This window comes from Paenibacillus lycopersici (assembly GCF_010119935.1).
Lineage (GTDB): Bacteria > Bacillota > Bacilli > Paenibacillales > Paenibacillaceae > Paenibacillus_Z > Paenibacillus_Z lycopersici.
Genome location: NZ_CP048209.1, coordinates 6,311,442 through 6,333,946 on the forward strand (window position 1 = coordinate 6,311,442; position 22,505 = coordinate 6,333,946).

Consider the following 22,505-nt stretch of genomic DNA (forward strand, 5'->3'; position numbering starts at 1 on the left):
ATTACCAGCTTGCTTTTTTGACGCCAGGAATCTGGCCTTTGTATGCTAATTCACGGAAACAAATCCGGCAAATTTTAAACTTTTGCAAAACGGAATGCGGACGGCCGCAACGTTCGCAGCGTGTATAAGCCTGCACTTTGAATTTAGGAGCACGTTGCTGCTTAACCTTCATCGAAGTTTTTGCCACTTGGTATTACACCTCCTGTGGATTACTTCGTAAACGGCATGCCCAGTTGGGTCAGCAGTTCACGAGCTTCTTCGTCCGATTTTGCCGTCGTGACGATGACGACGTCCATACCGCGAACTTTATCTACTTTATCGTACTCGATCTCCGGGAAGATCAGCTGCTCTTTCAAGCCGAGTGTGTAGTTACCACGACCATCGAACGCTTTGTTCGATACGCCGCGGAAGTCGCGTACGCGTGGGAGAGTGACATTGAACAGTTTATCAAGGAAGTAGTACATACGCTCGCCGCGCAGCGTTACTTTAACCCCGATTGGCATATTCTCGCGAAGTTTGAAACCGGCAATCGATTTCTTCGAGCGAGTAACAACCGGTTTTTGACCCGAGATCAGACGCATGTCTTCAACAGCCGCATCCAGCACTTTGGAGTTGGAAACTGCTTCGCCGACACCCATGTTGATGACGACTTTCTCGATCTTCGGCACTTGCATAACCGTTGTATAGTTGAATTTCTGCATCAAAGCAGGCGTGATTTCATTCAAGAAACGATCTTTCATTCTTACTGCCATGTAACGTGGACCTCCTTTCCGTATCGGTCAATTAATCGATTACCTCGCCGGATTTTTTAGCGACCCGGACTTTTTTACCGTTATCCAGCACTTTATAACCGATACGAGTTACTTTACCGCTCTTCGGATCGATGTGCATAACGTTGGATACGTGAATTGCCGCTTCTTGTTCGATGATGCCGCCTTGCGGGTTAGCCTGCGAAGGACGGGAATGCTTCTTCACCATATTGACGCCTTCGATAAGAACGCGGTTTTGACGCGGATACGCAGCAATGACGCGACCTTTCTTGCCTTTGTCTTTGCCTGTAATGACCATAACCGTGTCGTCTTTCTTCACGTGCAATTTATTGTTGTGGGATTCCAACACTTTTTTCAACCGTGGCATGAGTTACACCTCCTGCGTGCTTGCGCCGATGCGCAAAGTCTAAATTAGATAACTTCCGGAGCAAGCGATACGATTTTCATGAAGTCACGATCGCGAAGTTCGCGAGCAACTGGTCCGAAAATACGCGTGCCGCGCGGGCTTTTGTCTTCCTTCACGATTACAGCCGCATTCTCGTCAAATGCGATGTAAGAACCGTCTTTACGGCGAACCGCACGCTTCGTACGAACGATAACCGCTTTTACTACATCACCCTTTTTGACAACGCCACCGGGTGTTGCTTGTTTGACGGAGCAGACGATCAAATCGCCGATATGGCCTACGCGACGTCCTGTACCACCGAGTACACGAATACACATCAGTTCTTTCGCGCCGGAGTTGTCAGCGACAGCCAAACGTGTAAATGGTTGAATCATTTCAACGTCCTCCTTTCGGGAAAATGCTTAACGGGAAGCATTCTTACAAAATAACAGCAGCTTCAACGATTTCGACCAGGCGGAACCGTTTGTCTTTCGATAACGGGCGAGTTTCCATGACTTTGACGATGTCGCCGATCTTCGCTTGGTTGTTCTCGTCATGAGCCTTGAATTTTTTCGTGTATTTAATCCGTTTGTGGTACAGATCGTGTTTCTTGTATGTCTCGATCGAGACAACGATAGTTTTATCCATCTTGTCAGATACGACTTTACCGATTTGAACTTTGCGGGCATTGCGTTCGCTCATGTTCATCCTCCTTCCACAATTCGTTATTCGTTACGGACGATCGCAGACTAGCTGCTGATTCCGAGTTCTCTTTCACGAAGAACGGTTTTGGCACGAGCTATATCCTTACGAACATCGCGGATACGAGTTGGGTTTTCCAGTTGGCCGGTAGCCAATTGAAAACGAAGGTTGAATAGCTCTTCTTTGAAACCAGCGACTTTTTGTTCGAGTTCAACAGAGGTAAGGTTGCGGAATTCATTAGCTTTCATTTGCTTCACCACCCACTTCTTCGCGTTTCACGAACTTCGTTTTAACTGGCAGTTTATGTGCCGCAAGACGCATAGCTTCGCGTGCGATCTCTTCAGATACGCCAGCAAGCTCGAACATTATTTTGCCCGGTTTCACGACTGCAACCCACTTCTCGACGTTACCTTTACCGCTACCCATCCGGACTTCCAGAGGTTTCTGCGTAATAGGTTTCGCCGGGAAGATCTTGATCCAAACTTTACCGCCACGTTTGATATAACGAGTCATCGCGATACGCGCCGCTTCGATCTGACGGTTCGTCACCCATGCAGGCTCGAGGGCTTGCAGGCCGTATTCGCCGAATGCTACTTCAACGCCGCCTTTAGCGCGACCTTTCATGTGACCGCGTTGTTGCTTACGGTGTTTGACACGTTTTGGGACCAACATGATTAGTTGCCTCCTTCCTGTGGAGCTTTCTTCTTAGTCGGAAGGATTTCGCCGCGGTAGATCCAGACTTTTACGCCGATACGGCCGTAAGTCGTGTGAGCTTCCGCTGTTCCATAATCAATGTCTGCACGCAGCGTATGAAGTGGAACCGTACCTTCGCTGTAGCCTTCCTGACGAGCAATCTCAGCGCCGCCCAAACGACCGCTAACGGACGTTTTGATACCTTTTGCGCCAGCACGGATTGTACGTTGAATGGATTGTTTCATTGCACGACGGAACGAGATCCGACGCTCGAGTTGTTGCGCGATGCTTTCCGCAACGAGTACGGCATCCAATTCCGGATTTTTGATCTCGGAGATGTTGATGTGCACTTTTTTGCCTTTAGCGATTTTGGAAAGCTCGGAACGCAGGTTTTCAACCTCGGAGCCGCCTTTACCAATAACCATACCAGGCTTAGCTGTATGAATCGTAACGTTAACGCGGTTTGCCGCACGTTCGATTTCGAACTTGGAAACAGCCGCATCTTTCAACTTGTTTTTGAGGTGCTCACGGATTTTTACGTCTTCCATAAGCAAGTCGCCGAAGTCTTTGCCAGCGTACCATTTGGATTCCCAATCACGGATAACGCCGATACGAAGACCGACCGGGTTTACTTTTTGTCCCACACGTTGTCCCTCCTTATTTTTCGGATACCACCAAAGTGATGTGGCTGGTTCTTTTGTTAATCCGGCTAGCGCGGCCCATAGCGCGCGGGCGGAAACGTTTCATGGTTGGACCTTGGTTAACGAATACTTGCGAAATGACAAGCTTGTTAACGTCCAGTTGGAAGTTGTGCTCCGCGTTTGCGATAGCGGAATTCAGCAGCTTCTCAACGATTGGGGAAGCCGATTTTGGCGTGTGACGCAGAATTGCGATCGCTTCGCCAACTTGCTTGCCGCGAATCAAGTCCACAACCAGCTGCGCTTTGCGAGGAGCAATGCGGACATGGTTAGCGTATGCTTTAGCTTCTGGCATGGATGAACCTCCTCTCGATCATTAATCCTTATTCAATCGATTAACGACGACCCGTTTTCTTGTCATCGTTACCGTGACCTTTGTACGAACGCGTTGGCGCGAACTCACCGAGTTTGTGTCCAACCATATCTTCCGTCACATAAACCGGCACGTGTTTCTTGCCGTCATAAACAGCGAAAGTGTGGCCGATGAATTGCGGGAAAATTGTCGAACGGCGCGACCAAGTTTTAACAACGACTTTCTTGTTCGTTTCGTTCAGCACTTCAACTTTTTTCAGCAGGTAGCCGTCGATAAACGGACCTTTCTTCAAACTGCGACCCATGGATGATCCTCCCTTCACGCTAGCGTTACGCGACGCTGCGCGTCACGCAGATGACGCCAAGGCGCCTATTATTTCGTGCGGCGACGCACGATGTATTGGCTCGATGCTTTTTTCTTCTTGCGTGTTTTGAAACCAAGCGTAGGCTTGCCCCATGGAGACATCGGGGATTTACGTCCGATCGGAGCGCGGCCTTCACCACCACCGTGCGGGTGATCGTTCGGGTTCATGACGACACCGCGGACTTCAGGACGTTTGCCGAGCCAACGGGAACGGCCGGCTTTACCGATTTTCACGAGCTCGTGATCTTCGTTACCGACGGAACCGATTGTTGCACGGCAAGTTTTCAGGATACGACGAACTTCGCCGGACGTCAAGCGAATCGTAACGTACTGTTCTTCTTTACCAAGAAGCTGAGCTTCCGTGCCTGCGGCACGAACAAGTTGTCCGCCTTTGCCAGGCTTCAGCTCGATGTTGTGGATAACTGTACCGACCGGAATGTTCTCAAGCGGCAATGCGTTGCCGATCTTGATATCGGCTGCCGGGCCGGATACGATCTTATCGCCAACTTTCAAACCTTTAGGAGCGATGATGTAGCTCTTCTCGCCGTCCACGTAGTGGATCAGGGCGATGTTGGACGTACGGTTCGGATCGTATTCGATCGTCGCTACGTTACCAACGATACCGTCCTTGTTACGTTTAAAGTCGATAATCCGGTATTTACGTTTATGGCCGCCACCATGATGGCGAACCGTAATTTTGCCTTGGTTGTTACGACCGGCTTTTTTGAAAAGCGGCGCAAGAAGCGATTTCTCCGGTGTGCTTGTCGTGATCTCTTCGAAAGTCGAGACGGACATCGCACGACGCGCTGGAGAAGTCGGTTTATACTTCTTAATAGGCACTTAGATTCCCTCCTTAACCAATATCTCGTTCAACCCCGTCAGCCCCGAGGGCCGAGCGTGAATTAAACTGTTTCGAAAAATTCAAGCTCGTTGCTGTCAGCGCTCAATTGAACGATCGCTTTTTTCCACTCGGACGTATATCCGCTGTGTCTTCCGTAACGCTTCGGTTTCGCCGGCATGCGCAGCGTGTTCACGCTCGTTACTTTTACTTTGAAGATCGATTGGATCGCGAGTTTGATCTCGGTCTTGTTGGCACGAAGATCAACTTCGAAAACATAACGTTTGTTCGCCATGAATTCGCTCGTTTGTTCCGTAATGATCGGGCGCTTGATAATATCGCGTGGATTTTTCATTACGCAAGCACCTCCTGTACTTTTTCGACCGCTTCCTTCGTGATGATCAGCTGGTCGTATTTCATAACGTCGAGAACATTGATGCCATCGGCTGCAACGAACTTCACGTTAGGAATGTTACGCGCGGACAGTGCAACATTGTCCTCATAGTTCGCTGTAACAACAAGTGCTTTGCGAGCCACTTTCAGGTTGTTCAAGATCGCAGCGAATTCTTTCGTCTTCGGTTGCGCGAGCGCCAGTTGATCAAGAACGATAATTTCGTTGTCGATTACTTTCGAAGACAGTGCGGATTTGATTGCCAAGCGACGAACTTTTTTAGGAAGTTTGAAGCTGTAGCTGCGAGGCGTTGGTCCGAAAACCGTACCGCCGCCAACCCATTGCGGTGCACGAATGGAACCTTGACGAGCGCGGCCCGTGCCTTTTTGTTTCCAAGGCTTACGTCCGCCGCCGCGTACTTCGGAGCGACCCTTCGTGTCATGCGTGCCTCTGCGTTCAGAAGCTTGCTGAAGCAATACTGCGCTATGCAGGACGTGAACGTTCGGTTCGATACCGAATACCGCTTCGGACAATTCGATCTCGCCCACTTGCGAACCGTTCACGCTATAAAGTGCTACTTTCGGCATTTCATGTTCCTCCTTTCTTTAACGATTATTTCTTCACCGTGGATTTAACTTTTACAAAGCTGTTTTTAGCGCCTGGAACGGAGCCTTTAACGAGCAATACATTACGTTCCGCGTCAACGCGTACGATTTCAAGGTTTTGAATCGTAACCGTTTCGCTTCCCATGTGACCTGGCAGGTGTTTACCTTTCGGTACGCGGTTCGCTTGGATGGAACCCATCGAACCTGGACCGCGGTGGTAACGCGAGCCGTGAGCCATCGGTCCGCGGCTTTGGTTCCAACGTTTGATCGTACCCGTGAAACCCTTACCTTTGGACGTAGCTGTTACGTCAACGAATTCGCCAGCAGTGAATAGGTCAGCCTTGATCTCTTGGCCAACTTCAAATCCCCCGTTTACGCCGCGGAATTCACGAATGTAGCGCTTAGGAGCCGTATCGGCTTTTTTCGCGTGGCCGATTTCCGGCTTGTTCGTTCTGCTTTCTTTCTTGTCGGCGAAACCTACTTGAATGGATGTATATCCATCGTTCTCTTGGTCTTTCTTTTGCAAAACAACACAAGGACCTGCTTCGATAACCGTTACCGGAACTACGTTACCGTCGGCAGTGAATACTTGCGTCATCCCCAGTTTTCTACCTAAGATACCTTTCATGTTGACACCTCATTCCCTTTCCATGTTGAAATAACGTTTCTTACAGTTTGATTTCGATATCTACACCGGATGGCAGGTCAAGACGCATCAATGCATCAACCGTTTGCGGTGTTGGATTCACAATGTCGATCAAACGCTTGTGTGTGCGCATCTCGAATTGTTCACGAGAATCCTTGTACTTGTGTACCGCACGCAGAATGGTGATGATTTGCTTCTCGGTTGGAAGCGGAATCGGCCCAGACACGCCTGCACCGGAACGTTTCGCAGTTTCAACAATCTTCTCTGCGGATTGATCCAGAATTCTGTGATCGTATGCTTTCAAGCGAATACGAATCTTTTGCTTAGCCATATAAGTCCCTCCTTCTATCGCCCAATTTAGTATCGGACATACTCCGTAAGAAAACCCGACACGCTCCTCATGGCAAAGGAGCCGTGTGTGTCGGCAACCTCTCACATCATCGCAACGTCACAGACCAACTTCACTATTATATCTAATCCAGTGGGCGATTGCAACATAAATCCTTGTGTTTGCAATGATTTCTTCGTTGGCATCTTCTACATGCCCGCCGGCACGCCGAACGGTTACTTGTTCGAATGATTCTTGCCGTTTCGTCTGTCACGCTCAAAAACGTCTTACTCATTATTATTGAAAAAACGCTTTCTCCGCAAACCTCAAATTATGAGAATTCTGTTCGGTTATGGAATGAAAAAAACCCTCACCGAAGTGAGGGCTTCAAAGCGCAGCTTACGCCGCGGCTTTATTATTTTTGGATGGATGCAACTGCGCCAGCGCCTACAGTACGGCCGCCTTCGCGAATAGCGAAGCGAGTACCTTCTTCAAGCGCGATTGGAGCGATCAGTTCAACCGTAACCGTGATGTTGTCGCCAGGCATAACCATCTCAGTGCCTTCTGGCAGGGAGATGATACCTGTAACGTCAGTTGTACGGAAGTAGAACTGTGGACGGTAACCCGTGAAAAAAGGCTTATGACGTCCGCCCTCTTCTTTAGTCAGAACGTAGATTTGAGCCGTAAAGTTCGTGTGCGGTTTAACGGAACCTGGCTTTGCCAGAACTTGACCACGCTCGATGTCTTTACGATCAACACCGCGAAGCAGTGCGCCGATGTTGTCGCCGGCTTGAGCGGAGTCAAGCAATTTGCGGAACATCTCAACGCCTGTAACTACGCATTTGCGAGTTTCTTCAGCGATACCGATGATTTCAACTTCGTCGGATACTTTAACTACGCCACGCTCAACGCGTCCCGTAGCAACCGTACCACGGCCCGTGATTGTGAATACGTCCTCGACTGGCATAAGGAACGGTTTCTCAGTGTCACGTTGCGGAGTCGGGATGTAGCTGTCGACTTGTTCGAACAGCTCAACGATTTTGTCAGCCCAAGGACCATCTGGGTTTTGCAGCGCTTCACGAGCTGCACCGCGGATGATTGGCGTGTCGTCGCCTGGGAATTCGTATTCGCTAAGAAGGTCGCGAACTTCCATCTCAACGAGCTCGAGGAGCTCTTCGTCTTCAACCATGTCGCATTTGTTCAGGAAAACGACGATGTAAGGCACGCCTACTTGACGGGACAGCAGGATGTGCTCACGCGTTTGCGGCATAGGGCCGTCAGCTGCGGATACAACCAGGATAGCGCCGTCCATTTGTGCTGCGCCGGTGATCATGTTTTTAACATAGTCGGCGTGGCCTGGGCAGTCAACGTGTGCGTAGTGACGGTTAGGCGTCTCGTACTCAACGTGTGCTGTGGAGATTGTGATACCGCGCTCGCGCTCTTCCGGCGCTTTGTCGATTTGGTCGAATGCGATAGCTGCACCGCCGTATTTTTTGGAGAGTACAGTCGTGATTGCAGCAGTCAGCGTAGTTTTACCATGGTCGACGTGACCGATAGTACCGATGTTAACGTGCGGTTTATTACGTTCAAATTTAGCCTTAGCCATTGAACTCTTCCTCCTCAATATTTAGAGAATTATGTGATCGGCCGAATGAACGCCGCGAGGACGTCCATCATTCGGCCAAGGTACAGCTTATGCCATTCTTGATGGTCAAAGGCTCCTAGGAAGCGCCTTTGGACTTAGCGATGATCTCTTCCGAAATCGAACGCGGTACTTCTTCATAGTGCGAGAGCTCCATGGAGAATACGCCGCGGCCTTGCGTACCGGAACGAAGAACTGTCGAGTAACCGAACATCTCTGCCAGAGGCACCTTAGCGCGGACGATCAAAGCGCCATGCTTCGTGTCCGAACCTTCGATGCGACCGCGGCGGGAGCTCAGCATGCCCATTACGTCGCCCATGTACTCTTCAGGAACGCTTACTTCTACTTTCATGATCGGCTCGAGCAAGCAAGGATTACATTTGTCCTTTGCTGCTTTAAGCGCCATCGATCCGGCAATTTTGAACGCCATCTCCGAGGAGTCGACGTCGTGGTAGGAGCCGTCGACTACCGTCGCCTTGATGTCAACCATTGGGAAGCCGGCAAGAACGCCGTTCTTCATGGATTCTTCGATACCGGCTTGAACTGGAGCGATGTATTCACGAGGAATCGCGCCGCCGACGACTTTATTCTCGAAAATAAAGCCTTGGCCTGGCTCAAGCGGCTGGAATTCAACCCAACAATGGCCGAATTGACCGCGTCCGCCGGATTGACGAACGAATTTGCCTTCGACCTTCGCAGCCGTCTTGAACGTTTCGCGGTAGGCTACTTGCGGCTTACCAACGTTTGTTTCGACTTTGAATTCGCGAAGCATGCGGTCAACGAGGATCTCAAGGTGAAGCTCGCCCATACCTGCGATGATCGTTTGGCCGGTCTCTTCGTCCGTGTGCGCACGGAACGTAGGATCTTCCTCAGCCAGTTTTTGCAGCGCGATACCCATTTTGTCTTGGTCCGCTTTCGTCTTAGGCTCAACCGCGAGCTGGATAACCGGCTCAGGGAAGTTCATCGACTCAAGGATGACCGGGTTCTTCTCGTCGCAAAGCGTATCGCCGGTAGTCGTATCTTTCAAGCCTACTGCAGCCGCGATGTCACCGGAGTAAACTTCGCTGATCTCTTGACGGCTGTTCGCATGCATTTGAAGGATACGGCCGATCCGTTCACGTTTGTTTTTCGTTGCGTTCACTACGTACGAGCCTGAGCTAAGCACGCCGGAGTATACGCGGAAGAACGTCAATTTACCAACATAAGGGTCAGTCATGATTTTGAACGCCAATGCCGAGAAAGGCTGGTCGTCGGCCGACTTACGAGTCGTCTCCGTGCCGTCTTCAAGGTGGCCCTTGATGTCCGGAACGTCGATCGGAGCTGGCAAGTAGTCAACGACGGCGTCAAGCATCAGTTGAACGCCTTTGTTACGGTACGAGGATCCGCAAATAACCGGGAAGATCTTGACTTCGCAGACGCCTTTGCGGAGCGCGCCTTTGATTTCTTCGATCGTCAGCTCTTCGCCCTCGAGATACTTCATCGTAAGCTCTTCGTCAAGCTCGGCCACTTTCTCCACGAGTTCCAAACGAAGCTCTTCGACCTTGTCCTTAAGGTCCGCAGGAATTTCGATCTTCTCCGGATCTTTGCCAAGATCGTCTTTGTATTTGTAAGCAACGCGTTCAACGATGTCGATTACACCTACAAAGTCGTTCTCAGCGCCGATTGGAAGCTGAATCGCAACCGCGTTCGCTTGCAGACGCTCGCGCATATCCTTAACAACGTTAAGGAAGTCTGCGCCGATGATATCCATTTTGTTGACGTATGCGATACGCGGTACGCCGTAACGGTCAGCTTGACGCCATACCGTCTCGGACTGCGGCTCTACGCCTTCTTTTGCACTAAATACACCAACGGCCCCGTCCAATACGCGCAGGGAACGTTCTACTTCGACCGTGAAGTCAACGTGTCCCGGGGTGTCGATAATATTGATGCGGTGACCATTCCATTGAGCAGTCGTAGCTGCGGACGTAATCGTGATACCGCGCTCTTGTTCTTGCTCCATCCAGTCCATCGTCGCCGCACCTTCGTGCACCTCGCCGATTTTGTGGGTACGGCCTGTGTAGAACAGGATCCGTTCTGTCGTAGTCGTTTTACCAGCGTCAATATGCGCCATGATCCCGATATTACGCGTATTTTTCAAGGAGAACTCTCTTGCCATAATTCGATCTCCTCTCGTTTAAGCGAATCCTACCAACGGTAGTGCGCGAAAGCTTTGTTCGCTTCAGCCATTTTGTGCGTATCTTCGCGTTTCTTAACAGAAGAGCCCGTGTTGTTCGAAGCATCGATGATTTCGGCAGCCAGACGCTCCTCCATCGTTTTCTCACCACGGTTACGCGAGTAGTTCACCAACCAACGAAGACCAAGCGCTGTACGGCGCTCCGGTTTAACTTCGATCGGCACTTGATAGTTCGAGCCGCCGACACGGCGCGCTTTAACTTCGAGCACTGGCATGATGTTCTTAATTGCTACTTCAAAAACTTCCATCGGATCTTTGCCTGTACGTTCGTTGATGAGCTTGAACGCATCATACAGAATCGTAGCTGCTACACCGCGTTTACCGTCGAGCATGATACGGTTGATCAGGCGAGTAACGAGCTTGCTGTTGTAAATCGGATCTGGCAAAACATCACGTTTTGTTACAGGACCTTTGCGTGGCATGTGTGGAAGTCCCCCTTTCTTCTAGTTTTACATTTTAGGATGAGGTTAACCGTTGCCGGCTATCCATTCATTATTTTTTGACTTTCGGACGTTTCGTTCCGTATTTGGAACGAGCTTGTTTACGGTTGTTAACGCCGGCAGTATCAAGCGCGCCGCGAACGATGTGGTAACGAACACCCGGAAGATCTTTTACCCGGCCGCCGCGAACCAGTACAACGCTGTGCTCTTGAAGGTTGTGGCCAATGCCGCCGATGTAAGCTGTAACCTCTACGCGGTTCGTCAAACGTACACGCGCGTATTTCCGCAGGGCGGAGTTTGGTTTCTTAGGCGTCATCGTACCTACACGTGTGCAAACCCCGCGTTTTTGTGGCGAGCTTTGGTTCGTTTCCTCACGCTTCAGCGCATTGAATCCTCTTTGCAAGGCTGGCGATTTCGACTTAACGACTTTCGCTTCACGGCCTTTGCGAACTAGTTGGTTAATTGTTGGCATGTTGCATCCCCCTTCCTCACTTAGTAAAGCTTCAAGACATATTGGCTTTTTAAGCCCACAGATCCAGGCGGTTCATAAAGAAACAAACGAAAGTTTTTACTTTCCCTCTCGGGTCGGTAAAAACGATATGTTCTTATTCGATTTCCGGCACAACCGCTGCCATCGCCGCACCAACTTCGATCCCACAGGTTTCCCCGAGGCTCTTCATGGATTCGGACCAGGTAATCGGCACTTCCATCGTCTCGCAAAGCCGAACAATATTGTTCTTCAGCCGCGGATCTGCATCTTGCGCAACATAGACGAGCGTGGCTTTGCGTTGCTCCACCATCTTCATCGTTTGCTTACTACCTATTACGAATCGCATAATAACCTACCTTCCAAGTCAATCAAAACTGACAAGTGCAGAGGTTGTGCGATTAGGCACACTACGACATATTAGCATCTGTGCTTGGGCAATGTCAAGCATCTAGAAGCGTTAATACCATGAAAAATAAGTAAATCGCCTATTCATAACGGAATGAAGAGCAACCCGGGCGCTCTTGGGTAGAGTTGCCTTGGTCGCTCTTCTCCCTTATGCCTAAACTTACCGGTAATTAAGATTCGACGGATACCGTCTCGGCCTCAAGCTGCTGCTCGTCGAGCTGGTCATCGTCCATGCCGGCTACATGCACGCTTCTATAGCGCTGCATGCCCGTGCCTGCAGGAATCAGCTTGCCGATGATGACATTCTCTTTCAGACCGAGCAGTTGGTCGACTTTTCCTTTGATCGCGGCGTCGGTCAAGACACGTGTCGTCTCTTGGAACGAAGCTGCGGACAGGAAGGAATCCGTCTCCAGGGATGCTTTGGTAATACCGAGCAGCACCGGCTTCGCGACTGCCGGCTCGTTACCGGACAGAATCGCTTCGCGGTTAGCCGCTTCGTACTCGTGGATGTCGACGAACGCGCCCGGAAGGAGCGGCGTATCGCCGGCCTCGATGATGCGGATTTTGCGAAGCATCTGCTTCACCATAACCTCGATATGCTTGTCGTTGATTTCTACGCCCTGGTTCCGGTATACGCGCTGAACTTCCTGAAGGATATAGTTCTGCACGCCGCGGATGCCCTTAATGCGCAGCATGTCTTTCGGGTCGATCGAACCGTCCGTCAGCTCGTCGCCGGCTTCGATTTGCTTGCCTTTGACTACGCGGATGCGGGAACCGAAAGTGACCGAATAGACTTTGGACTCTGCCTCGCCCTGAACTTCGATTTCGCGGCGGTCCTTCGTCTCGCGGATGTCTTTGATGACACCGTCGATCTCCGAAATGATCGCTTGACCTTTCGGATTACGCGCCTCGAAAAGCTCCTGGATACGCGGCAAACCTTGCGTGATGTCGTCGCCGGCAACGCCGCCGGTGTGGAACGTACGCATGGTGAGCTGCGTGCCCGGCTCGCCGATCGATTGAGCCGCGATAATGCCGACGGCTTCCCCGATCTCCACGAACTTGCCTGTCGCCAGATTGCGTCCGTAACAGATTTTACATACGCCGTGACGCGCGCGGCAGCTCAGTACGGAACGGATCTGCAACCTTTCGACGCCAGCTTCTACGATCGCTTCCGCTTTGTTGGAATCGATCAGCTCATTGCGATGAAGGATGACTTCGCCCGTCTTCGGATGACGTACGGTCTCGAACGAGTAGCGGCCTTCAATACGGTCGTACAGGTCCTCGATGACTTCTTTGCCGTCCTGGATCTTGCTGACCAGGAAGCCTTTGTCCGTACCGCAATCGTCTTCGCGAACGATAACATCCTGCGCAACGTCGACGAGACGGCGCGTGAGGTAACCCGAGTCCGCTGTACGCAGGGCGGTATCGGCAAGACCTTTACGCGCGCCGTGCGTCGAGATGAAGTACTCGAGGACGGTCAGGCCTTCGCGGAAGTTCGATTTGATCGGCAACTCGATGATCCGGCCGGATGGGTTGGCCATCAGACCGCGCATGCCGCCGAGCTGCGTGATTTGAGATTTGTTGCCCCGCGCTTTGGAGTCGACCATGAGCATGATGGAGTTGTAGCGGTCCATCGATTTCATGAGGATATCCGTAATCTGATCCTTCGTTTTGCTCCAGATCTCGATAACGCGGTCATACCGTTCTTCGTTCGTAATCAGACCGCGGCGGTACTGATTCGTAACGACCTTAACTTTATCTTCGGATTCCCGCAGGATTTCCTTCTTCTCCGCCGGCACGACAACGTCTGCAACGGCAACCGTGATGCCTGCGCGCGTGGAATACGTGAATCCGAGTTGTTTAATGTCGTCAAGCATGACGGAAGTACGCGTCGTATGGTATTGACGGAAGCATTCCGCAATAACTAAGCCGAGGTACTCTTTGCCTACGCCGCCGATTTGCGACAAGCCATCCATGAACTGAAGGAGATCCGCGCCCTTCTCATGGACAAAATATTTATCCGGCGTGCCTTGCAGCAAGTTCACCTTGGACGGTTCGTTGATGTAAGGGAAATCGGCCGGGAAAATTTCGTTGAAAATCACTTTGCCGACAGTCGTGCAAATGAGCGCCTTTTGCTGCGCATCCGTGAAGGACGTTTTCTTCAGCACCTTGACAGGGATGAAGATCCGCGCATGCAATGACACGATACCGCGCTGGTACGACGAAATCGCTTCGTTGACCGTCGCGAACACGGAGCCGCTGCCTTTGCCTTCTTTGTTATCCATCGTCAAGTAGAAGCTGCCGAGAACCATATCCTGCGAAGGCGTAACGACAGGCTTGCCGTCTTTCGGGTTCAAAATGTTGCCCGAAGCCAGCATCAGCAGACGAGCCTCAGCTTGCGCTTCCGCGGAAAGCGGTACGTGAACGGCCATTTGGTCACCGTCGAAGTCGGCGTTATACGCCGTACATACGAGCGGGTGAAGCTTGATGGCGCGGCCTTCGACCAAGATCGGCTCGAAAGCCTGGATGCCGAGTCTGTGAAGCGTCGGGGCACGGTTCAGGAGGACCGGGTGCTCCTTGATTACTTCTTCGAGCACATCCCACACTTCAGGGCTGACGCGTTCGACTTTGCGCTTCGCGCTCTTGATGTTATGCGCCAGGTTCTTGTTGACCAGCTCTTTCATGACGAACGGCTTGAAGAGCTCGAGCGCCATTTCTTTCGGCAAACCGCACTGGAACATTTTCAGGCTAGGACCGACGACGATAACGGAACGACCGGAATAGTCGACCCGTTTACCGAGCAAGTTCTGACGGAAACGTCCTTGTTTGCCTTTCAGCATATGGCTGAGCGATTTAAGCGGACGGTTGCCCGGACCCGTTACAGGGCGGCCGCGGCGGCCGTTATCGATCAGCGCGTCTACCGCTTCTTGCAGCATCCGCTTCTCGTTCTGCACGATAATGTCCGGCGCGCCCAGATCAAGCAGACGCTTCAGACGATTATTACGGTTAATGACACGGCGGTACAGATCGTTCAAGTCGGACGTCGCGAAACGTCCGCCGTCCAATTGCACCATCGGGCGAAGCTCCGGCGGGATGACCGGCAGCACGTCAAGGATCATCCATTCCGGCATATTGCCGGAGTTGCGGAACGCCTCGATGACTTCAAGACGCTTGATCGCACGGTTACGGCGTTGGCCTTGTGCCGTACGCAAATCTTCTTTCAGCTGCTCAAGCTCGCGTTCAACGTCGATGTCCTGCAGCAGCTTCTTGACCGCTTCCGCGCCCATTCCCGCCTGGAAGCCGTAGCCGTACTTCTCGCGGTAGCTGCGGTATTCCTTCTCGGACAGCAGCTGCTTCTTCTCAAGCGGCGTATCGCCCGGATCCGTCACGACATAAGATGCGAAGTAAATGATCTCTTCCAGCGAGCGGGGCGACATGTCGAGCGCAAGCCCCATCCGGCTTGGGATGCCTTTGAAATACCAAATATGCGATACGGGAGCCGCAAGCTCGATGTGTCCCATCCGTTCGCGGCGCACTTTCGCCCGCGTTACTTCGACGCCGCAGCGATCGCAGACGACGCCTTTGTAACGAACGCGTTTGTACTTGCCGCAGTGGCATTCCCAGTCTTTCGTCGGTCCGAAGATCTTCTCGCAGAAAAGACCTTCTTTCTCCGGCTTCAATGTTCTGTAGTTAATCGTTTCCGGTTTCTTTACTTCTCCGCGGGACCACGATCGGATTTTATCCGGAGATGCCAATCCAATCTTCATATACTCGAAGTTGTTCACGTCCAACAAGGAGCAACCCTCCTTCGTCCTGGTTCACTTGTGTTTTGCTGCTCTGAATGCCGTTCAGCCGGATTGCGCCCGTATCAGGCGCTCACCGGCTTGACTCGCCCGTGAAGACGAATCGGCATCATGTATTCAAGGCCATGGAAGCTGTTACTCCACGCCGACTTCTGCACCTTCAAGATTGAGGTTCAGTTTATCCGAAGCGCCGTCGTCCTCGTCGTCGATTTCTTTCATTTCGATCTCTTCTTCGTTCTCGGTCAGGATTTTCACGTCCATGCCCAGGCTTTGAAGCTCTTTGATCAAAACTTTGAACGACTCCGGTACGCCCGGCTCCGGCACGTTCTCGCCTTTAACGATGGACTCATACGTTTTGACGCGGCCGACGACATCGTCGGATTTGACGGTCAAAATCTCTTGCAGCGTATAAGCGGCACCGTAAGCTTCGAGCGCCCAAACCTCCATCTCGCCGAAACGCTGTCCGCCGAACTGCGCTTTACCGCCCAACGGCTGCTGCGTAACGAGCGAGTAAGGACCCGTGGAACGCGCATGGATTTTATCGTCAACCATGTGCGCCAGTTTGATCATGTACATGACGCCGACGGTAACCTCGCGCTCGAACGGCTCGCCGGAGCGCCCGTCGTAGAGGATCGTCTTGCCGTTGCGCTGCATGCCTGCTTCTTCCATCGTATCGAACACGTCATACTCGCTCGCGCCGTCGAATACCGGCGTAGCGGCATGAATGCCGAGACGCTTGCTGGCCATGCCAAGGTGAACCTCGAGCACTTGACCGATGTTCATCCGGGAAGGTACGCCCAGCGGGTTAAGAACGACCTCGACCGGCGTGCCGTCCGGCAGAAACGGCATATCTTCTTCCGGAAGGATACGCGCGATGACCCCTTTGTTACCGTGGCGTCCTGCCATCTTGTCGCCTTCGGAAATCTTACGTTTCTGCGCGATGTATGCGCGAACGAGTTGATTCACGCCAGGAGGCAGCTCGTCGCCGTTCTCGCGGGTGAACACTTTCACGTCGACGACGATACCGTCGGTACCATGCGGTACGCGCAAGCTCGTATCGCGCACTTCGCGCGCCTTCTCGCCGAAGATCGCATGCAGCAAACGTTCTTCCGCCGTCAATTCCGTAACGCCTTTCGGCGTTACTTTGCCGACGAGAATGTCGCCTGCGCTGATTTCGGCGCCGACGCGGATAATGCCGCGCTCATCCAGATTCCGTAGCGCTTCTTCGCCCACGTTCGGAATATCGCGCGTAATTTCTTCCGGCCCCAGCTTCGTGTCGCGCGCCTCGGATTCATATTCCTCGATATGAATGGACGTGTACACGTCTTCTTTGACCAGCTTCTCGCTTAGCAGGATGGCATCCTCGTAGTTGTAGCCTTCCCACGTCATGAACGCAACGACAACGTTGCGGCCGAGCGCCAATTCGCCCATTTCCGTGGAAGGACCGTCTGCAAGGATATCGCCTTTCTTCACGATGTCGCCTTTTTGGCAGATCGGACGCTGGTTGATGCACGTGCCTTGGTTGGAACGCATAAACTTGTGCAGCTTATGTTTCACCAAATCGCCCGTAACCGGTTTGCCATCGACCATTTCGACGCGGCGCAGCCAAATTTCGTTGGCCGATACGCGTTCGATGATGCCGTCATGCTTGGAAACGATACATACCCCGGAATCCTTCGCGGACTTATGCTCCATTCCCGTGCCGACCAGCGGCGATTTCGGAATAAGAAGCGGAACGGCTTGCCGCTGCATGTTGGATCCCATGAGCGCGCGGTTGGAGTCATCGTTCTCGAGGAACGGAATGAGCGCCGTCGCGACGGATACAACTTGTTTTGGCGATACGTCCATGTAGTCCACGCGATCTGTCGGCATGGTCAAGATATTGTCGGCTTGCTTATTGTAACGAACGATAACCGCTTCATCGACGAACTTGCCTTCTTCATCGAGCTTCGCGTTCGCTTGCGCGATAACGTAGTTATCTTCTTCATCGGCCGTCAGATAAGCGATCTGCTCCGTTACGACGCCCGTCTTCGGATCTACCCAACGGTAAGGCGCCTCGATGAAACCATACTCGTTGATGCGAGCAAAAGTCGACAAGGAGTTGATCAAACCGATGTTCGGACCCTCCGGCGTCTCGATCGGGCACATCCGGCCATAGTGAGAGTTATGAACGTCCCGAACCTCGAAGCCCGCGCGCTCACGCGTCAAACCGCCCGGACCGAGCGCGGACAGACGGCGTTTATGCGTCAGCTCGGCAAGCGGGTTCGTCTGATCCATGAACTGCGACAATTGAGAAGATCCGAAGAACTCCTTGATCGACGCAATGACCGGACGAATATTAATAAGCGCCTGCGGCGTAATCGCATTCGCGTCTTGAATCGACATCCGTTCGCGGACGACGCGTTCCATACGGGACAAGCCGATCCGGAATTGGTTCTGAAGGAGCTCGCCAACGGAACGCAAACGGCGGTTGCCCAAGTGGTCGATATCGTCCGTGCTTCCGACGCCATGGAGCAAATCGATGAAGTAGTTGATGGAAGCAATGATGTCTGCAGGCGTGATATGCTTAACCGACTTGTCGATCAAGCCATTGGCAATGACTTTGATGACTTTGGTCTCGTCAAGCGGCGAGAATACGCTCACGGTTTGCAGAGGTATACTATCCGCATCCAGTACGCCATTGGCGACTTGATACGTCTTGAAGCCGACATTGTTCTCCAAGTACGGAATCAATTCATCCAGCAAACGGCGGTCAATCATCTGTCCGGCTTCCGCCAAGATTTCGCCAGTCGACGGATCGAACAACGTCTCTGCCAAGCGCTGGTTGAACAGACGGTTCTTGATATGCAGCTTCTTGTTGATTTTGTAGCGGCCGACGTTCGCCAGGTCGTAACGCTTCGGATCGAAGAAACGCGCAACGAGCAGGCTCTTCGCGTTATCCAGCGTCGGCGGTTCGCCCGGACGAAGTCTTTCGTAAATTTCGATAAGCGCTTTTTCAGTGGAATCGGTGTTATCTTTATCGAGCGTGTTCCGAATATACTCGTCATGCCCCAGCAAATCCAAAATCTCGGCATCCGTTCCGAAACCAAGCGCACGCAGAAGCACCGTTACCGGAATTTTACGCGTACGATCAATACGGACATAAATGATGTCCTTCGCATCGGTTTCGAGCTCCAGCCAAGCGCCGCGGTTCGGAATCACCGTAGCCGTATAATTTTTCTTGCCGTTTTTGTCCACTTTCGTGCTAAAGTAAACGCTAGGCGAACGAACCAATTGGCTGACGATGACGCGTTCCGCGCCATTGATGATAAATGTTCCCGTCTCGGTCATCAACGGGAAATCACCCATGAACACTTCTTGCTCTTTCACTTCGCCGGTTTCCTTGTTAATGAGCCGCACTTTAACGCGAAGCGGTGCTGCATACGTCACGTCGCGTTCTTTCGACTCATCGACGGAATACTTAGGCTCGCCAAGCGAATAGTCGATGAACTCAAGCATCAAATTACCCGTAAAATCCTGAATCGGCGAGATGTCTTGGAAAAGCTCAAGCAAGTCCTTATCCAAAAACTTCTCGTACGATTTTTGTTGGATTTCAATCAGGTTCGGAACTTCGAGCACCTCGCGGATGCGGGCATAGCTTCTACGCGTGCGACGCCCATACTGAACAAGTTGTCCTGCCAACTTAACCTCACCCCTCATGTCTGCTTCACAGAAAGTGAACAATGACCTTGTATACACAAACATTGCTGTAACCAGAATGTGCAGCAGCAAATTCTGATTCAAATAAAGAAAAGCCCTTATCGAAAGTTCGAAAAAAGAGCATGCTTCTGTCAGTCAACCCTCTACGCGGCACAACCCGTAAAAGTCTCATACCAAGTAATTTTGACCCAAAATGTAAACATTATACGTCAAATTCGCTTCATTTATACGCTTAAAATCACGCTTGACATTTTAGTCAACTAAAGAGAATGCGCCCATTTTAATGCTGACATTTTATAATGATACCACAGTAGGAAAGCCAAGTCAACTATTGATTCCGCTTGCCTATTGCTCTTTCATCGCCCTAAAGATTCGGTATCCTTTTTCTTTCGTGACTTCCTCGACGTTCCCGAATACGGCCTCCAATTTCGCCTCCGCGGAAGGCGCCCCTTGCTTCTTCTGAATGACGACCCACATCGAACCGCCCGCATTGAGCAGCGCTGCTCCTTCTTCGAATACCCGGTGAACGACTTCTTTGCCCGCCCGGATCGGGGGATTGGTCAAAATCGCATCGAATCGCCGATCTTGAACGCCTGCGTACAGATCGCTCTGCAGCGCAGTCGCGTTCTTCACGCCATTCAAACGGATATTTTCGTTCGCCAGCGCCACGGCCCGTTCATTAATGTCGATCATTGTCACATGACCGCCCGGCGCAAGCTTCGCCGCCGCGATCCCCATCGGCCCGTAGCCGCAACCGACATCCAGGATTCGGTCGCTTTCGCCAAGCTCAAGCGCATCCAGCAGCACGCGGCTGCCAAAATCGACGCCCGTCTTCGAGAAAACGCCCGCATCCGTCACAAACCGCAGCTGATGGCCGCGCAGCATCGTTTCGATTTGCCGGCGATCATGCTTGGTTCCCGGCGATTGCGCGTAATAGTGATCCGACATGCCGTCCCTCCTGTTCCTTGGCGCCTGCCCATTCATAAGGAAACCCCTTGAAGCGATCGCTTCAAGGGGTTCGCCGCTGAAGAGCGGGTTATTACTTCACTTCTACGGAAGCGCCAGCTTCTTCGAGTTTTGCTTTAACAGCTTCAGCATCCTCTTTGGATACTTTTTCTTTGATTGGCTTAGGAGCGCCGTCAACAAGATCTTTCGCTTCTTTCAGGCCAAGACCCGTGATTTCGCGAACGACTTTGATAACGTTGATTTTGGAAGCGCCAGCGTTGTTCAAGATAACGTCGAACTCGGATTGCTCTTCGACTACAGCTGCAGCTGCGCCGCCGCCGAATGCTACAGGTGCTGCAGCAGTTACGCCGAATTCTTCTTCGATTGCTTTAACCAGGTCGTTCAGTTCAAGAACGTTCATGCCTTTGATGGCTTCCAAGATTTGCTCTTTACTCATGAGATAAACCTCCAATAATTTGTTTTAGTTTGGTATTGCCTGTTATCCGGCAAGCCGGTTTGTTGAATGAATGCTGTGTCGACCAAAGGTTTCCACAAACCAATCATTCTTTGAATGAATGCTGTGTCGACCAAAGGTCTCCACAAACCAATCATTCTTAAGCTTCTTGTTTCTCCGCGACAGCCTTAACCGCAAGGGCGAAGTTGCGCATAGGCGCTTGGAGCACGCTGAGGAGCATGGAGAGCAAACCTTCGCGGGATGGCAGTTCTGCCAGCGCTTTGATTTGATCCGCGCTAAATACTTGACCTTCTACTACGCCGCCTTTAAGTTTCAAAGCTTCGTTCTTCTTAGCGAAGTCCGCCAGGATTTTGGCTGGAGCAACTGCGTCCTCTTTGGAGAAAGCAATAGCCGTAGGGCCAGCCAGGACAGCATCCAAATCAGTCAGTTCCGTGTTTGCAGTCGCACGGCGAACGAGCGAGTTTTTCAGTACTTGGAACTCGACGTTAGCTTCGCGCAATTGTTTACGAAGTTCCGTTACTTGCGCAACGTTAAGACCACGGTAATCGGCAACAACGGTGCTGGAGCTCTCGCGAAGTTTCGCGGCGATTTCCGCAACGGCTTGCTCTTTACCTTGAATAATTTTTGCGTTTGCCAAAATGTACACCTCCCGTTATGTTGTCAACATCCCGATTGTTGCAGCGGAATCCTTCCCCGCGATGCATGAGAAAGGCCCCCGCAGACAGAGCGAAGGCCATGATGGTCCGTTACTCGCCCACCCCGAAGGCGGGCGCACAAACACGTTTATCATAACACCTCGGTAGGAAATTAAGCCTGTCACAGCACCTACTGTCTTCGGTATGCATATTCGATTCTCAAATTCCCGTCCGAGCTCTTAGCGGAACGAAGCAGCGTTCAAACGAGCGCCAGGTCCCATCGTCGAGGAAACGGAAATGCCTTTCAGGTAAACCCCTTTGGCTGCAGCCGGTTTTGCACGGTTCAGCGCATCGATCAGCGTCTTCAAGTTCTCGTTCAGCTTCTCGGAGTCGAACGATACTTTACCGATCGGTGCATGGATTTGACCTGCACGGTCAAGACGGTATTCAATCTTACCGGCCTTGATTTCTTGTACGGCCTTCGTAACGTCGAACGTTACAGTACCCGCTTTAGGGTTAGGCATGAGGCCTTTACCGCCGAGGATACGGCCGAGCTTACCAACTTCAGCCATCATGTCCGGAGTCGCAACGCAAACGTCGAACTCGAACCAGCCTTGTTGGATTTTAGCGATTACGTCAGCATCGCCGACATAATCCGCGCCTGCCGCTTCTGCTTCTTTGGCTTTGTCGCCTTTCGCAAAAACGAGCACGCGTTTTGTTTTACCAGTTCCGTGCGGGAGTACAACAACGCCACGAACGGCTTGGTCTTGTTTCTTAGGGTCAACGCCCAGACGTACGGCAACTTCAACGGTTTCGTCGAATTTTGCAGTAGCGGCTTTCTTAACGAGTTCGATCGCTTCGAACGACTCGTAAGTTGCTTCGGCGTCAATCAGCTTCGCAGCTTCTTGGTACTTCTTGCCGTGTTTAGCCATTAGAAATCTCCTCCTTATGTGGTAGTAGCGGAAATCCTCCAACTGTTCCTGGAGACCCTCCCACCCGTCAG

The 22,505-nt window shown here is 51.8% G+C and carries 26 protein-coding genes and 1 other annotated feature; all 26 genes read right to left on the minus strand.

The features are described from left to right. Position 1 precedes the first annotated feature (1 nt). Positions 2-187: a type Z 30S ribosomal protein S14 gene (locus GXP70_RS27665; protein ID WP_090583249.1), complete on the minus strand. Its 186-nt coding sequence runs from the start codon at positions 185-187 to the stop codon at positions 2-4. 22 nt (positions 188-209) lie between these two features. Continuing rightward, positions 210-752, minus strand: a complete 543-nt coding sequence (rplE, locus tag GXP70_RS27670; protein WP_162359813.1) for a 50S ribosomal protein L5 — start codon at positions 750-752, stop codon at positions 210-212. 31 nt (positions 753-783) lie between these two features. Beyond that, positions 784-1,137 (minus strand): 50S ribosomal protein L24, encoded by a 354-nt coding sequence (gene rplX / locus GXP70_RS27675; RefSeq protein ID WP_225442580.1) that lies wholly within the window; start codon positions 1,135-1,137, stop codon positions 784-786. A 44-nt stretch (positions 1,138-1,181) separates the two neighbouring features. Further along, positions 1,182-1,550: a 50S ribosomal protein L14 gene (gene rplN, locus GXP70_RS27680; RefSeq protein WP_090583243.1), complete on the minus strand. Its 369-nt coding sequence runs from the start codon at positions 1,548-1,550 to the stop codon at positions 1,182-1,184. Positions 1,551-1,593: 43 nt separating this feature from the next. Beyond that, entirely contained in the window at positions 1,594-1,857 is a 264-nt protein-coding gene (gene rpsQ, locus GXP70_RS27685) for a 30S ribosomal protein S17 (RefSeq protein ID WP_162359815.1), read from the minus strand. Between the two features lie 47 nt (positions 1,858-1,904). Further along, on the minus strand, positions 1,905-2,105 hold the full coding sequence (rpmC, locus tag GXP70_RS27690) for a 50S ribosomal protein L29 (protein WP_161705093.1): 201 nt from the start codon (positions 2,103-2,105) through the stop codon (positions 1,905-1,907). Beyond that, positions 2,095-2,529, minus strand: a complete 435-nt coding sequence (gene rplP, locus GXP70_RS27695; RefSeq protein ID WP_162359817.1) for a 50S ribosomal protein L16 — start codon at positions 2,527-2,529, stop codon at positions 2,095-2,097. The genes rpmC and rplP overlap by 11 nt, the downstream gene beginning before the upstream one ends. Positions 2,530-2,531: 2 nt before the next feature. Continuing rightward, positions 2,532-3,194: a 30S ribosomal protein S3 gene (rpsC, locus tag GXP70_RS27700; protein ID WP_162359819.1), complete on the minus strand. Its 663-nt coding sequence runs from the start codon at positions 3,192-3,194 to the stop codon at positions 2,532-2,534. A gap of 13 nt (positions 3,195-3,207) precedes the next feature. Next, positions 3,208-3,543, minus strand: coding sequence for a 50S ribosomal protein L22 (gene rplV, locus GXP70_RS27705; protein WP_162359821.1), 336 nt, complete (start codon positions 3,541-3,543; stop codon positions 3,208-3,210). Positions 3,544-3,583: 40 nt separating this feature from the next. Then, a complete protein-coding gene (rpsS, locus tag GXP70_RS27710) occupies positions 3,584-3,865 on the minus strand; it encodes a 30S ribosomal protein S19 (protein WP_162359823.1) in 282 nt (93 codons plus the stop codon). Between the two features lie 68 nt (positions 3,866-3,933). Next, positions 3,934-4,764 carry a 50S ribosomal protein L2 gene (gene rplB, locus GXP70_RS27715; RefSeq protein WP_162359825.1) on the minus strand — a complete coding sequence of 277 codons (831 nt, stop codon included), beginning with the start codon at positions 4,762-4,764 and terminating at the stop codon, positions 3,934-3,936. Between the two features lie 62 nt (positions 4,765-4,826). Continuing rightward, entirely contained in the window at positions 4,827-5,117 is a 291-nt protein-coding gene (gene rplW, locus GXP70_RS27720; RefSeq protein WP_162359826.1) for a 50S ribosomal protein L23, read from the minus strand. Continuing rightward, complete coding sequence (rplD, locus tag GXP70_RS27725; protein ID WP_162359828.1) at positions 5,117-5,740, minus strand: 50S ribosomal protein L4; 624 nt, start codon at positions 5,738-5,740, stop codon at positions 5,117-5,119. Before rplD ends, rplW begins: the two co-directional genes overlap by 1 nt. A 25-nt stretch (positions 5,741-5,765) precedes the next feature. Continuing rightward, positions 5,766-6,386 (minus strand): 50S ribosomal protein L3, encoded by a 621-nt coding sequence (gene rplC / locus GXP70_RS27730; protein ID WP_162359830.1) that lies wholly within the window; start codon positions 6,384-6,386, stop codon positions 5,766-5,768. Positions 6,387-6,426: 40 nt separating this feature from the next. After that, positions 6,427-6,735 (minus strand): 30S ribosomal protein S10, encoded by a 309-nt coding sequence (gene rpsJ, locus GXP70_RS27735; RefSeq protein WP_005544556.1) that lies wholly within the window; start codon positions 6,733-6,735, stop codon positions 6,427-6,429. 412 nt (positions 6,736-7,147) lie between these two features. Beyond that, a complete protein-coding gene (gene tuf, locus GXP70_RS27740; RefSeq protein ID WP_162359832.1) occupies positions 7,148-8,338 on the minus strand; it encodes an elongation factor Tu in 1,191 nt (396 codons plus the stop codon). 115 nt (positions 8,339-8,453) lie between these two features. Further along, positions 8,454-10,532 carry an elongation factor G gene (gene fusA / locus GXP70_RS27745; protein WP_162359834.1) on the minus strand — a complete coding sequence of 693 codons (2,079 nt, stop codon included), beginning with the start codon at positions 10,530-10,532 and terminating at the stop codon, positions 8,454-8,456. A gap of 29 nt (positions 10,533-10,561) precedes the next feature. Further along, a complete protein-coding gene (gene rpsG, locus GXP70_RS27750) occupies positions 10,562-11,032 on the minus strand; it encodes a 30S ribosomal protein S7 (RefSeq protein ID WP_162359849.1) in 471 nt (156 codons plus the stop codon). 70 nt (positions 11,033-11,102) lie between these two features. Then, positions 11,103-11,522: a 30S ribosomal protein S12 gene (gene rpsL, locus GXP70_RS27755; protein ID WP_162359851.1), complete on the minus strand. Its 420-nt coding sequence runs from the start codon at positions 11,520-11,522 to the stop codon at positions 11,103-11,105. 133 nt (positions 11,523-11,655) lie between these two features. After that, the gene (locus GXP70_RS27760; RefSeq protein WP_318652394.1) at positions 11,656-11,856 is read right to left on the minus strand and encodes a ribosomal L7Ae/L30e/S12e/Gadd45 family protein; all 201 of its coding nucleotides are present in this window, start codon (positions 11,854-11,856) and stop codon (positions 11,656-11,658) included. A gap of 259 nt (positions 11,857-12,115) precedes the next feature. After that, positions 12,116-15,712 (minus strand): DNA-directed RNA polymerase subunit beta', encoded by a 3,597-nt coding sequence (gene rpoC / locus GXP70_RS27765; protein WP_450091391.1) that lies wholly within the window; start codon positions 15,710-15,712, stop codon positions 12,116-12,118. Positions 15,713-15,883: 171 nt separating this feature from the next. Continuing rightward, positions 15,884-19,447: a DNA-directed RNA polymerase subunit beta gene (rpoB, locus tag GXP70_RS27770; protein ID WP_162359856.1), complete on the minus strand. Its 3,564-nt coding sequence runs from the start codon at positions 19,445-19,447 to the stop codon at positions 15,884-15,886. 345 nt (positions 19,448-19,792) lie between these two features. Continuing rightward, positions 19,793-20,395, minus strand: coding sequence for a class I SAM-dependent methyltransferase (locus tag GXP70_RS27775; protein WP_162359857.1), 603 nt, complete (start codon positions 20,393-20,395; stop codon positions 19,793-19,795). Positions 20,396-20,486: 91 nt separating this feature from the next. After that, positions 20,487-20,849 carry a 50S ribosomal protein L7/L12 gene (gene rplL, locus GXP70_RS27780; protein WP_162359859.1) on the minus strand — a complete coding sequence of 121 codons (363 nt, stop codon included), beginning with the start codon at positions 20,847-20,849 and terminating at the stop codon, positions 20,487-20,489. A gap of 157 nt (positions 20,850-21,006) precedes the next feature. Next, entirely contained in the window at positions 21,007-21,504 is a 498-nt protein-coding gene (gene rplJ / locus GXP70_RS27785; protein ID WP_162359861.1) for a 50S ribosomal protein L10, read from the minus strand. Positions 21,505-21,563: 59 nt separating this feature from the next. After that, positions 21,564-21,723 (minus strand) — a sequence feature (ribosomal protein L10 leader region). An 18-nt stretch (positions 21,724-21,741) separates the two neighbouring features. Then, positions 21,742-22,434: a 50S ribosomal protein L1 gene (rplA, locus tag GXP70_RS27790; RefSeq protein ID WP_162359863.1), complete on the minus strand. Its 693-nt coding sequence runs from the start codon at positions 22,432-22,434 to the stop codon at positions 21,742-21,744. Positions 22,435-22,505: the final 71 nt, after the last annotated feature.